This is a genomic window from Polyangiaceae bacterium, assembly GCA_020633205.1.
Lineage (GTDB): Bacteria > Myxococcota_A > Polyangia > Polyangiales > Polyangiaceae > JAHBVY01.
The window spans coordinates 230,887-242,992 of the sequence record JACKEB010000010.1 but is presented as its reverse complement, the minus strand read 5'-3'; the positions used below and the strand labels follow the sequence as shown (position 1 = coordinate 242,992).

The following is a 12,106-nucleotide window of genomic DNA, read 5'->3' as shown; positions in this document are numbered from 1 at the left end:
CTGCGAGCACTTCGCTTGAGGTTCGCTGCGGCGCGTGAACATGACTCACGCGCCGCTTTTTTTTCCCTGGAAGTGCGGCAAAAGCCCCGGAACCGCGCATTTCGCGAGCTTTCTGGACCATCAACTGCACTTCGCGGTCATTCGAGCTATAAGCACGCCCGGCTGACCCACCCTGCGCCGTCAGCCTGGAGCAGATTCGATGGGCTTGTTCGATATCTTCAAGAAGAAAGAGGCCTCGACTGAGGCGGGATCCAGCGCCGGTAAGCGCGCCACTCCTCGCGAGCTCAACCGGCTCACCCGCGTGGCCGGGGACAAGCTCTCGCAGAACTACGACCGCCAAGAGGCGCTCCAGGAGCTGACGAAGATCGGCACCGCTGACGCTGCGGCGGGTCTGCTCAGGCGCTTCACCTTCTCCATGGAGCCGTCGATCACGGATCAAGAGGAGAAGGAGATGGCCGTTGCAGGTGTCGTTTCCATAGGGGAAGAGGCGCTGGAGCCCATCCGCAAGTACTGTGCGAAGGCAGAGAGCCTGACCTGGCCGATCAAGATCCTCCGTCAGATCCTGGCTGACGAAGCGCTGGTTGATGAGCTGCTGACGATCCTCGATCAGTTCGACACCGAGTACGTGCGCAACGCCGAGCCCAAGGTGCAGCTGATCAACGCCTTGGAGGAGTTCAAGTCCGAAGACGTCCGCGTCGCGGTGGAACCTTTCCTCGAGGATATGAGCGAGCCGGTGCGCTTCCACGCCGTCGCCACGGTGTTCGCGATGAACAACCCCGAGAGCATCCCTGCGCTGGTCACGGCGCTCGCCGAAGACGAGTCGCTGCGCGTGCGTAACCGCATCGCTCAACGCTTGGCAGACGCTGGCTGGGAGATCGAAGAGTCCCTGCGCGAGCAGTGCGCGGAAGCGCTCCCCGAGGAGTTCGAGCTCCAGGGTGCGCAGGTCGTTCGCGTCGGCTGATTGCCGCGTCGACTAACTACACGTCGCTCGTCGTCGCAGTCGTGTGTCGTCGCAGTCGTGTGTCGTCGCAGTCGTGTGTCGTCGCAGTCGGCTAACCAAGCGCTCGTGAGCGCTCATGCCGCGCGTGGATCCTGAGCTAACTCAGGGTCTACTCGCGGTTTCTTTTTGGGGGTGAGGGGCAGCCGCGGCGCGCCGAGTGTCCTATCTCCGTGACTCGCGGCAAAGCTCGCCCGCCTACTGGCACGGCTCACTGTGGATTGCCGGGCGGAAATAGTTGGAAATGCCGCGGAAACCGGGGGTGCAAGAGTTGGGCTCCACCGTGCGGTGGGTGGGGCGCGAAACCGTGACCAGCGAGCACGACGCAACGGTCGGTTGCGATCGGTCTTGAAAGCGAGCATTGCCATGTGAAAATTCAGGTGAGGCTGTTCGGGTTGCCGCTAGGTTCCGCCGCATGAAGCGACGACTTAGTCATGGGATTGTCCGCCAAACGGTTGTGCGCGCCTCTTTTGGCGCCCTTGCGTTCTTGGGAATGTTGGTTTCGTGCGGAAGCGACGGTACGTCCTCGGACCAGCAAACGCCGGCCGAGCGAATGTGTTCTGCCGCTCGGGCCTACCTCGATCAATGCGGGGCGACTACTCCGTGTGATGAGGCGCTGGTCACTGATTGTGCTGCGGTGGCGTCGATCGTCTCCGACGATTTCCTGACGTCGACGGAGCAGTGCATTCGCGCTGGCGAATCGCCCTTCGCCTGTTTGCCAAAGGGAGCCGCAGCGCTCACACCGACTCAGGCCCATCGAGATTTGGCTCAGAAGTTCTGCGAGAAGTGCGCCTTGGGCGCGCCACATTGCGAAGAGCTGTTCTTCAGTAGCGAGGCGAGTGGTGGCAGCGGCGACGCGCGGATCGGGCTGGCGTTTCTACCGTTCGGCGATGCACTAGCGAATCAGGTTGCGGAGGAGTGTGCGTCAGGCCTGACCTGCTCAGCGACGTTCCTCAACTGCGCGCAGCAAGTGATCGCACGTCAGGCAATCCCCGAGGAAACGCTAGCCTGCGTGTTCGGCGTGTTGACCGACCCTGGCAGTGTTCCTGCGGCTCCGCGCTGCGAGTTCGCTTCGGGTGGGAATGGCGGCAGCGCCGGTCAGGGCGCCGGAGGGAATGCAGGCAGCGCCGGGTCCACGGCCATCGGCGGCAACGCCGGCTCCGCCGCGAGCGGCGGCTCAGCCCAAGGCGGCAGCTCCGCTGGGGGTGGGGGAGGGAGCGGCGCGAGCTCAGGCAGCGGGTCTGGGGGCTCGGGTGCTGGCAGCTGCTGGCGGAACGCTGACTGCTCTCCCGACGTGTGCGACCCCGTCACCCTCCAGTGCACGGCTGCCTGCACAGCAGGAAGCTGCGATGCCGGAGAAGCATGCTCGGCGAGCGGCGGTTGCTACCGCCAGTGCACGGTGGGCGGCAATGAGTGCCCGCCGAACAACTCCTGCTTTCCCAGAATCGATGGCTCCGGAGTCTGTGTGCCCGCAGGTTCGGGCGCCGCAGGCACCAGCTGCACGTCGGCGTTTCCCGGGCAAGACTGCGCTCCGGGATTGGCGTGCGTTGACGGAACCTGCAGCCACCTGTGTGACTTCTGGAATGGTCCGGGCAACTGTCCAAACGCTGGAGACCGCTGCGTCTACTCAGGCGTCTGTGTAGCCGTTTCGGTGGAAAGCACGCCGCTCGGAGCTCAGTGCACAGCAACAGGCTTCTGTGCTCCAAGCGGTGATCGTGCGACCGGCGGCTGTGTGTCAACCGACAGCGGGGCTAGCTACACCTGTCACGCCCTCTGCCGACTAGCGGGAGACGACTGCGGGACTTTCGAGCAGTGCGTGCAAGCCGACGAAGACGGAGTACTTGGCGTCTGCCTCTAGCTGCCGCCAAGCGCGTTCTGGGACATCGCGCACGAATGGTGGGCGCACAAAACACGAGCGCCCTTGGCAAAGCCAAGGGCGCTTGGTGCGTTGTTCTACGCCGCCGGGCTACTCGCTGACGCGGTACTGCTGCGGGAAGTAGAAGTTGTAGCTGAGGGTCAGCATCTGGTTGAACTTGAAGTCGCGATCGTCCGCGTTGACCTTCTGATCGGGGAACTTCGAGTCCGGACCACCGCCGTGGTTGTCGAAGCCACCGGTGTTACGAGCGAAGGGAATACCACGCCACTCGAACCCGATTGCGTTCCACTTGTTGACGTAGAACGTGAAGCCCAGACCGAAGGTCGGTGCGATCGCCACTCGGCTCTCACGCTCATAAGGCGTCTTGTCGTCCAGGTTGCTTCCCTGGCACGGCGTTCCTGCGTCGGGATCGCACTCCTTGCGTTCGCTCACCCCGATGAAGGCGGGGCCAGCGAAGAAGTACAGGTCCGTGTCGAGGTAGATGTTCTGGAACAGCGCCAGCTTACCGCGGAAGGGAACCGCAGTGATCTGGGGAGCGGCGATCCAGTCGATGGTGCCGATCTGGTCTTCGAACTTCGGCCCCATATTGGTCGCCGTCAGGCGCCGGCTGACCGACGGACCGAGGCCCGCGTCGGTTCGTGCCTGCTCTTGAGTGCGACGCTCGGCGTTCACGTCCTGGACGCGATCCGTCAGCCCGGTGTTGAGCTTGAGGCCACCAAACCCACCCCACACGCCTAGCGCGAGCCAGTCGGTGAAGTTGTAGTTGATGCGCGCCCCGAAGAGCATCGTGCGCTGGTACTCGTCGAGGAGCGTAAAGGAGATGGCCGGGGCCACCTCGATACGACCTTCACGGTACAGTCGCAGTTTCCGCACGGCAGGAGCGCCCGCGAGCGGACCAGTCAGCAGAATTTCCTGGGCGCTAGCAGTCTGCTCGCCCACCGCCGCGAGGGCGAGGCCGGCCGTCAAACCTACGAGTAGCCGGCGCATCGTTTTCTTCGTCGTCTTTCGCATGGGTGCAGACCTCGACTACTTCGGCAGCCGGTACTCGAAGGAGAACGGCAAGAAAATGGCAACCCCTAGCTGGGCCTGAACAGCGTTGGTCAGCGAGTTGTCGCCGTACCAGTTGTCCTTGTTGAGCGGGTCGTTCGGAGCCGCCAACACGGACGTGTCGTCGTTCTCCAAGCGATCGCTGAAGATGTAGTCGCGCACCTCCAGGATGGCCGCGAACCAACGAGTGAAGAACACGCGGAAACCGATGCCGGCGTTGAACGCCAACTTGGGTTCGAAATCGAACGTTCGGTTGTCCGGGTCGATAACCGGGATGGGTCGGGTGCTGATGGCTCCCACACCGCCCACCACGTACGCGTCGTAGTGGAAGATGAAGTCACCGAAGCCGGCGAACTTGCCGTACGCAGGCACGTACGTGAAGTTCAGCGCCGCACCCCAGTCGTACTCACTCAGCGGCACACCAACGCGAGCAGCGCGACGCACCTGGGCGTTGAACGAGCTGTCAGCGTTGAAGGGTCGGTAGTAGTTGAAGTTGGCTCCGACCGCGAGCACGTTGGTGATGTAGTAGTTGAGCGCCAGGCCCGGGCCAGGGTGGTTTACGAACTGATCGTTCAAGCTCGTCGCCCAGTAGGGCTGGAGCTCGACACGTCGCACGCGCAGCGCGTAAAGCTGCTGCACGGCGTAGATCTGTTCGTTCAGATCCTTGGCTGCTTCCTTGTCGAAGTCGAGCTTGGGGCAGGCAGCGGGATCGATCTCGCAGATGTCTCCCAGTCCCTCGCCGCCGATGTCGCCGCCGGGAACCTCCCCCTCAGGCAATTCGCCTTCAGGGACTTCGCCTTCACCCTCAGCTGCCTCGCCGCCTTCTCCTTCGCCAGCGGCGGCTTCCTCCCCGTCTGCGGGTGCCGCAGCCTCCGCATCGCCCTTTTTCTGGGCGAATGCGCCGGCCGGACACAAGCAGAGCGCCGCTGCTACGAGGAGCCCGATGGGACGTTTTTTCATCCGATGCCTCTTCCGCTCTCCTCAGGGACCATCGCTACTGAAGTCGCGCAACTGCGTGAAAAGATTGACGAAATCCGCCAGTCGCAAGTGCCGGGCGACTATATCACGCAGGATTTCGCGCGATCAATATCCAAGTTGAATCCACACTAAAACTCAGCCCAGGGTGTCGGTTGACAGTGTTGGTGGATCGCTTCCGCGGTGCACCAACCCGCCGTACTTACCTTGTGCTGAACCGATGGTCTCTGAGGTGACCCAAGCTGTCTGTTGGTTTCCGCGCCGAATCGCCGACGCTCGTTTCATTTCCGTGAAGATCCTGAAGCTTCCCAGTCTTCAGGGATGGCGCCGATTAGCGGCGTCCTGAACATTGCGTTCCTCGAAGAGCCAACTTTCCGCTCGGGTAGCGCGCGGAAATTCGAGGAACGGAAGCCATTAGGCACGGACTGACGACGCAGTGGACCGCCGGCTTCTGGGGTTGGGGGACTAGTTGTCTCGTTCAGAGAACCGCACCGAGACGCCTGGGAAGCGATCAGTTCGATTCCTCCCTGCCAAGCAGGGCTTCTACGAAGTCCGCAGGGACAAAGTCATGAAGGTCGTCAGGTCGTTCACCGAGCCCAACGAAACGCACCGGCAACTTCAGTTCGTCGCAGATGCCCAAGATCATCCCGCCTTTGGCGGTTCCGTCGAGTTTAGTCAGAACTAGACCGGTCAAGTCCAGCGCTTCTTTGAACTCTTTTGCCTGGGCGAGGGCGTTCTGCCCGTTCGTCGAGTCGAGCACCAGCAGCACCTCATGAGGTGCGCCGTCCAGGGCCTTTGCTGCTGTCTTGGCGATCTTCTTCATCTCAACCATCAGGTTGGTCTTGGTGTGGAGGCGTCCAGCGGTGTCAGCGAGCACGATGTCCGCCCCCAGCTCTTTCGCCTTCTCCACGGCGTCGAAGATCACGCTGCCTGGGTCGGCGCCGTCCTTCCCGCGGACGACTTCGCAACCGACGCGCTGACCCCAGACGATCAGCTGCTGCACCGCCGCCGCGCGGAACGTGTCTCCCGCCGCCAGCACGCACGTCTTGCCCTCGGCCGAGAGCCGGGTAGCGAGCTTACCAATGGTCGTGGTCTTTCCCGCGCCGTTCACGCCGACCAGCAGCACCACCGTTGGCGCCCCGATCATCTTGAACGCGCCGGGGTCACCCGCCTCGAGGATCTGCAGCGCTTCCGTGCGGAGTGCGTCCCAGACCGCATCTGGGTCCTTCAGCTCGCCCTTGGACAGCCCATCCTTGATGCGTTCGAGTAACGCCTCGGTGGTCTTCACACCGACGTCGCTCGTCAGCAGGATTTCTTCGATTTCCTCGGCGATCGACGCATCGATTTCCTTGCGCCCAGTGACGAGGGACTTCAGCCGGCCGAAGAAACCTTCGCTCTCACGGCTCTTGGCGAGACCCTTGCGGAGGCTCTTGATATCGTGGCGCGAGGTGAGGGAAGGACGCCCATCGCCGCTAGCAACGGGTTCCTCCTCTTCCGGCTCAGGTTCTGGTTCGGGCTCGGGCTTCGGCGCTTCGGCCTTCGCCTTCGGGGGAGGAGCCTCTTCTTCTTCGTCGTCCTCGTCGTCCTCCGGCTCCGGAGGCTTGGCCTTCGCGGCAGGCTTCGACTTGGTGGGTGCCTTCTCCGGCAGCTTCTGTGGCTGCGGGGCCGCGGGAACCTGCGGCTCGCCCTTCTTGTTCATCAAGAAGAAGGCGACGACGGCAATGATGACGACTGCGATAATGACGTAGATCATTGGCTTTCAGCGGGCGATGGTCCGAGACCGGAGGGTCCCGAATTCGCTGGCGCCGCGGACTATAGGGAGCGGCGTTCAGAGGCGTCAACGACTGCAAGCCAAACTGGCGCTTTCGCCGCTTTCTATCGGCTCATTACCGCTAAGAGCGGCTCTAATCGGCTTCGGCACGCCCGGGCTGCTGCTCGCCGATGCGCTGTTCGGCGTCAGCGTCGGGCGCGATCGGCCCATAGGCGGCTCGTTCGATCTCCGCGGCCCACTCGGCGACATCCGCTTGGCCCTTCGATTTCGCCACACTCGCCACGTGACCTGGCGTCGCACCTCCATCCGACGACCAGGGCCGTCCCTTGCGTCCCGTCCATTGCACCAAACGATCGAGCAAGGCCCTTCTTCGAGAGACCATCGAAATCGCGATCGCCCCGGGTCGGGGCACCGGACGCTCGAGGGTGCTGTGCCATGGCGCTTCGATTCTGAATCGCGAACCTTCGGCCGTGGCGAAGTCCACATGCTGCAATTCGAAGCGACCGTCTGTACCCGTGGTGGCGCGTGCGGCCACGCCGTCAGAGGAGAACGCCGGGATCAGCAACGTGATGGTCGCTCCAGAGACAGGCGTCCCCTCGTGCGCGTCGCTGACGCGGCCCCTCCAGCCCCCGTCTGCCCCCGCAGGCTCAAGCAACTCCACCGCTGGTTTGCCGCTCGGAATACTCCTGCGCTCGTCCGTTTCCTTCGTCTCATGGCGCCCGGGGCGATACCAGGCGCGAACCAGCCAAGCCGTGATCAACAGCGCGCCAGTGATCAGCGCGATGCGCCCCCAGGGACTCGGCGGAGGCACAGGGACCTCGATTTCGAGGTTCCCCGAGGAGACCCACGCGGGTGAGCTTGGCAGGAACCGCAGCGTCAAGTGTGCCGGTCCTCCGTCTCCCTCGAGCTCTAGCACCAAGGAGGCACGCCCATCCCGAACGGGTGTGGTACCAATCGAACGGCCGTCATAGATCGCTTCGACACTTCCCGACGGAACTGGGCCGACGGTTGACATGACTGCCAGATCGAGCGGCCTTCCGCGAGCCGTGTCAGAGGTCGGCGCTTCATCGAGGCTCAACGTAACCTGGGTGGTGCGCAAGACTGGCGCTTCGGTTTCGGCCGGCGATAGCGCGCGCGTTCCAGGGAACCTCGCGATCAGTTGAGCCGCACCGGGCGCTCCTAGGCTCGCCGTCGGCACCAGGAACTGCGCTCGTTGCCCGACGCTGACGGTCACCTGCCCGAGGCGACTCTCCTCCCCAGAAAATTCCTTGAGGAAAAGATTGAGTTGTGCTTTTTGAGGTTCGAGACCCAGATCCGTGTCGGAACGGGTAGCCACCCACACCGAGTGCTGTTCGCGCTCGAGCGCCAGCGTCGCCGGCATCGGCTGAAAGCGCAGGGCGAGGGGAGTGCGTGACTTGTCTATCTCGATTTGCTTGGTCAGCGAGTCGTAGTCAGCATCTCCGTCGAAGGTAAGCTGGAGCTTGGCGTCGTCACTCAACTCGACAATTCGCAGGCAAAAAGTGCCTTCCGCGGAGCTGTCGAGGATGAACTCGCCGAGGGAACGATGAAGCGCCGTGAGGGGAGTGTTTCCGCAGACGGTTGCCGCGGGTAATTTGGGCTGCGCGGGGCTCAGCCGCAGGCGGACATGCGCCTTCCCGATCGGTCGGCCCGTGTCGTCAGTGAGGCGCGATCTCAGTTCAACGCCAGATTCCGTCGGGATCAGCCGAGCTTCGAGCGAGGCGGTCCCACGGATACGCACCTTCACCGCGTGTGCAGGCCTGGGTGCGAGGCAACACACCAAGCAAGTGACTACACCCAGCCACCACGCGAGGACGACGTCTCTGCGTGGGCCAGCGAGCGCCCGACGTCGGCTCTGGACGCTCGAGGTCACCGGGATTTTGGACTCGCTGTGCACGACTCAGCCTACACCAAAGCGGCCGAGCTCAAGCACATCCACTGCTTCGCCTTGAACACATGACCGGATGGGTCGTCCAACCAGAACCAGCCGCCGCGTTCCCCACTGGTCCGACTGATGCCTGACTCCCTCCCCAGCTCGTGCTCATTCATGTCAGGACTCTGCGACTCCGTGTCCAGGTCCGTTTCCGCGCATTCGCTGCTCTGCCGTGATTGGGAACACAGCTGTTGGGAACACAGCCGCTGGGAGCGGACGGCTGAGCGGCTGGTGCGGAAAAGTAGTCAAACGCCGCCGCGTACGCGTGCTCATGTCGAGGATCCAAGGTGAGGGGTGGCGTGATACTCTCGAGGGGAATGACTTCGTGGTTCGCCCGAGTGTGGCCTTGGCTCTTGTGCCTCTCGTTGGTGCTGACCACGAGCTCGCACGCGTTTGCCGAAGACAAGGTCGATCGGCTCGCTCAGCAGTTGAAGGGAAGCGATGACTTTCGCGTTCGCACGCAGGCTGCGCTGGCGCTGGGTGCGACCAAAGACAAGCGTGCCATCGACCCCCTGTGTGGTGGGTTGGACGACGACAACACCACGGTCCGAGCGGCGGCGGCAGCTGCCTTGGGCAAGCTCAAGAAGGGTGGCGTGGAGTGCCTTGAAGACCGACTGAAGAAGGAGAGCTCCTCCTCGGTGAAGTCGGTGATCAAGAAGTCGATCAAGAAGATCAAGAAGGCGCTGAAGAAGGGCGGCGGCGAAATCACCGCGGATACGAAGTTCTACGTAGCCCTCGAAATCAAGAACAGCAGCGACGTCTCCGACGACCTGGTGGAGACGGAGGTCCGCAGCGGCTTGGTCAAAAAGCTCGCCAAGTTGAGTGGCTTTGCCGTCGCGCCGTCCGGCGAAAAGCTGAGCGACGCGAAGAAGCTGCTGGCCAAGCACAAGGGCGTTGACGGCTTCTATCTGATGGCCAAGGCGAAGCTCACCTACTCAGGCGGGACCATGAAGGTGAAGCTCTCGGTTAGCGTCTTCACCTATCCAAACAAGGCGTTGAAGGGCAGCTTTAGCGTCACTGTCGGCTTCCCCGATGTCGAGGAGAGCGACAAGGGAGCCCAAAAAGAACTCTTGGGTGAGGCAGGACGCAGCGCTGCGGAAAAGTTCGCGGACAACGCGGATCGTTTCAAGTAGCCCCGCGTGGAAACACGGAGGTGCGTCGAAGCATGCCATCGGGTTTCCCTGTAACGCTTACACAACTCCTTCTATGAGGCGGGCGTGTAGAGCGGGAGCCCGGGCGGCTTTGACGAAAGCTTAGTTGCTCGCTCGGGCGGACTACCCGTACGCTATTCGCTGCCGAGTTGTAGCTTGGTACTCACCATGCCCGCATGTGAGCGGGACGAGGAGTCAGCATGTCCGGCGGTCGCCACCAACGAAGCTTCAAGAACTACCTGCTGGATCCGCATTTCCAGCTGAAATACACCGGTTATCTGGTGCTGATCGCGATCGCGCTATCAGCAGCGCTGGGCATCATCCTGTGGCGCACCAGCGACGCGGTGATCAGCCAGAGCCAGAAGAGCGTTTCCCTCGGTGAAGAGGTGGTCAAGCGCGGGCGCGACGTGGTCGACGAGAGCAAGAAGGTCAGCCAGGTCGTCAAGATGAACATCGTGAAGGACCCGGACTACAAGGACAACCCGGCCCTTCGCGATGCCTTCGACGAGGATGCAAAGAAGCAAGACGAACGCCTGAATCAGCAGCAGGCGGACCTTGAAGCGCAAGCGTCCCGGCTAAAGGAACAGTCGACGCAGCTCGCCCAGCAGCGCAGCACGATGGCGTGGGCGCTGGGTGGTGTGTTGATCGCCCTGGTGCTCTTGATCGGTCTCGCCGGTATCATCGTGACTCACCGCGTGGCGGGCCCGATCTTCAAGATGAAGCGTCACCTGCGGGAAGTTGGGGAGGGCCACCTCAAGGTCCCCAGTGCCCTGCGGAAAGGCGACGAACTCGTGCACTTCTTCGAGACCTTCGCCGACATGGTGCGCGACCTGCGCAAGCGGCAAGAGGGGGAGATCGCGATGCTCGATGAGGCGCTCGAAAGCCTGCGTGGCAAGGCCTCTGACGAGGATCTCAAGCCCCTCGAAGACCTCCGCAAGGAGATGCAGGACGCCCTCGGCTGAGAGCTCTACCGAGGCTCCTCACCTCAAGACCTCGGAACACGACGAAGTGCTCCGGGGTCTTCTTCTTTTGGGGGTGAGGGGGCTCCCTCAGAACGCCGCAGGGACATACTCAATCTGGGCCCCCGCGACGCCAAAGGTAACGCTCGCGACGTCGAAGCGCAGGCGCTCTGCGCTTGGATCCATACGGTAGCGTCTACCCCAGAGTCGCTGCCCGGCTCTGCGGACGCGCTCACGCTTCTTCCAGTCAATCGAGGCCAAGGCGCGAGTCCACGCCGTTTCCCCGCGGGTGCGAACCTCAACCACGACGATGAGCTCGCGGCGCCGCGCGACGATGTCGATCTCGAGGCGTCCTACGCGAAGGTTCGTGGCTACGATCTGAAACCCAACGCGCTCAAGGTAGTCCGCCACCAGGCGCTCCGCCTCTTGCCACAACAACGTGTCCCGACGTTCCACCTGAGGGTGTCGGACGGCTGCGACTCGAGTTGCATGAAGTGCGGTGATCGCGCACAAACGCAGAACGCCCAGCCAAAAGGCTGGGCGTTGCGCTCGACGGGGCTGCAGAGCAGCGTTGCTACGACTCAGTAGTCGTACTTCGCGTCGCAGTTCTGCAGGGTATCCGAGCAAGTTGCTCCGGTTCCGACCTGGTTGGTGCCTTCCTTCACGCAGTAGGAACCGGCGAGCTGCGTACCGCCCAGACCCACGTCGTCGACCAGCTTCTCGCAGCTAAAGCCGCTGGGGCAGTCGCAGTAGGTGGCTCCGTCGTCCTTGTTGCCTTGGGCATTCGCGCAGCGGCAGGAGCAATAGACCGCCCGGTCTTCGCGGCGATCCACCAGCTGGCCAGTCACCGCGGCGGTGACCTTGTCCTGCACAGAGCCGCTTCCTGGATCGGTGCCAGGGATCGAGCAGAGGTTCTTGATCTGCTCAGCATTCGCATCGGCGGGGGCTACGCCGTCGGGCAGGCCAGGTGATCCGTACGGACAGCTCACGCGACCCTGGAACTTGTTCACGAGGCAAACGCGGGTCTCGCACTGGAACGAGCGGCTCTCGACGTTCACCTCTTCGCTCGAGAAACTGGCGAAGTTCGGGTTGTACTCGTCCTCGGGAATGCACGGGTCACCGACGCCGCCGCTCTCACAGCCCATGGCGACGAAGCCGAGGGCGGCGATAGCCAGCATGAACAAGCCACTGCGCTGCCGAGATTCTGAGGAGATGGTCTTCATCGTGTGTTCCGCCTGCTTTCGCGTCTTCAGAGCGTCGGAGTCTCACCCATTCGCGCCTCTCGGGGGAGGCATGTCATTGGAACAGGTAAAGAGGACTCCAAGCTAGAGCACAACCGTTTGGGATCAGCTGAACCTGGGCCCCGTTTGGGTCAGCGT

11 protein-coding genes are annotated in these 12,106 nt (G+C 62.8%); 4 read left to right on the top strand and 7 right to left on the bottom strand.

Features of this window, described 5'->3' with window-relative positions; all coding sequences use genetic code 11:
- The first annotated feature begins 199 nt into the window (after positions 1-199).
- On the top strand, positions 200-961 hold the full coding sequence (locus H6718_01095) for a HEAT repeat domain-containing protein (protein ID MCB9583958.1): 762 nt from the start codon (positions 200-202) through the stop codon (positions 959-961).
- Between the two features lie 451 nt (positions 962-1,412).
- Positions 1,413-2,855: a hypothetical protein gene (locus H6718_01090; protein ID MCB9583957.1), complete on the top strand. Its 1,443-nt coding sequence runs from the start codon at positions 1,413-1,415 to the stop codon at positions 2,853-2,855.
- Between the two features lie 108 nt (positions 2,856-2,963).
- On the opposite strand, the gene H6718_01085 is transcribed toward H6718_01090, so the two are convergent.
- From H6718_01085 to H6718_01065, 5 genes are all read right to left on the bottom strand, one after another.
- Complete coding sequence (locus H6718_01085; GenBank protein MCB9583956.1) at positions 2,964-3,884, bottom strand: hypothetical protein; 921 nt, start codon at positions 3,882-3,884, stop codon at positions 2,964-2,966.
- 15 nt (positions 3,885-3,899) lie between these two features.
- The gene (locus H6718_01080) at positions 3,900-4,880 is read right to left on the bottom strand and encodes an outer membrane beta-barrel domain-containing protein (protein ID MCB9583955.1); all 981 of its coding nucleotides are present in this window, start codon (positions 4,878-4,880) and stop codon (positions 3,900-3,902) included.
- A 526-nt stretch (positions 4,881-5,406) separates the two neighbouring features.
- Positions 5,407-6,621 carry a signal recognition particle-docking protein FtsY gene (gene ftsY / locus H6718_01075; GenBank protein ID MCB9583954.1) on the bottom strand — a complete coding sequence of 405 codons (1,215 nt, stop codon included), beginning with the start codon at positions 6,619-6,621 and terminating at the stop codon, positions 5,407-5,409.
- Between the two features lie 178 nt (positions 6,622-6,799).
- Complete coding sequence (locus H6718_01070; protein ID MCB9583953.1) at positions 6,800-8,581, bottom strand: carboxypeptidase regulatory-like domain-containing protein; 1,782 nt, start codon at positions 8,579-8,581, stop codon at positions 6,800-6,802.
- A gap of 8 nt (positions 8,582-8,589) precedes the next feature.
- Positions 8,590-8,733 carry a hypothetical protein gene (locus tag H6718_01065; GenBank protein ID MCB9583952.1) on the bottom strand — a complete coding sequence of 48 codons (144 nt, stop codon included), beginning with the start codon at positions 8,731-8,733 and terminating at the stop codon, positions 8,590-8,592.
- 201 nt (positions 8,734-8,934) lie between these two features.
- Between H6718_01065 and H6718_01060 the strand changes: the two genes are divergently transcribed.
- Positions 8,935-9,750 carry a HEAT repeat domain-containing protein gene (locus H6718_01060; protein ID MCB9583951.1) on the top strand — a complete coding sequence of 272 codons (816 nt, stop codon included), beginning with the start codon at positions 8,935-8,937 and terminating at the stop codon, positions 9,748-9,750.
- A 218-nt stretch (positions 9,751-9,968) separates the two neighbouring features.
- Complete coding sequence (locus H6718_01055) at positions 9,969-10,730, top strand: HAMP domain-containing protein (protein ID MCB9583950.1); 762 nt, start codon at positions 9,969-9,971, stop codon at positions 10,728-10,730.
- Between the two features lie 87 nt (positions 10,731-10,817).
- On the opposite strand, the gene H6718_01050 is transcribed toward H6718_01055, so the two are convergent.
- Complete coding sequence (locus H6718_01050; protein MCB9583949.1) at positions 10,818-11,183, bottom strand: YraN family protein; 366 nt, start codon at positions 11,181-11,183, stop codon at positions 10,818-10,820.
- Between the two features lie 125 nt (positions 11,184-11,308).
- The gene (locus H6718_01045; GenBank protein MCB9583948.1) at positions 11,309-11,950 is read right to left on the bottom strand and encodes a hypothetical protein; all 642 of its coding nucleotides are present in this window, start codon (positions 11,948-11,950) and stop codon (positions 11,309-11,311) included.
- Positions 11,951-12,106: the final 156 nt, after the last annotated feature.

What these genes read in the sequence shown, in the direction of transcription:
- H6718_01095 (MCB9583958.1), top strand. Translation starts at nt 200, where the DNA reads ATGGGCTTGTTCGATATCTTCAAGAAGAAAGAGGCCTCGACTGAGGCG.
- H6718_01080 (MCB9583955.1), bottom strand. Translation starts at nt 4,880, where the DNA reads ATGAAAAAACGTCCCATCGGGCTCCTCGTAGCAGCGGCGCTCTGCTTG.
- H6718_01045 (MCB9583948.1), bottom strand. Translation starts at nt 11,950, where the DNA reads ATGAAGACCATCTCCTCAGAATCTCGGCAGCGCAGTGGCTTGTTCATG.
- H6718_01060 (MCB9583951.1), top strand. Translation starts at nt 8,935, where the DNA reads ATGACTTCGTGGTTCGCCCGAGTGTGGCCTTGGCTCTTGTGCCTCTCG.
- H6718_01055 (MCB9583950.1), top strand. Translation starts at nt 9,969, where the DNA reads ATGTCCGGCGGTCGCCACCAACGAAGCTTCAAGAACTACCTGCTGGAT.
- H6718_01065 (MCB9583952.1), bottom strand. Translation starts at nt 8,733, where the DNA reads ATGAATGAGCACGAGCTGGGGAGGGAGTCAGGCATCAGTCGGACCAGT.
- H6718_01085 (MCB9583956.1), bottom strand. Translation starts at nt 3,884, where the DNA reads ATGCGAAAGACGACGAAGAAAACGATGCGCCGGCTACTCGTAGGTTTG.
- H6718_01090 (MCB9583957.1), top strand. Translation starts at nt 1,413, where the DNA reads ATGAAGCGACGACTTAGTCATGGGATTGTCCGCCAAACGGTTGTGCGC.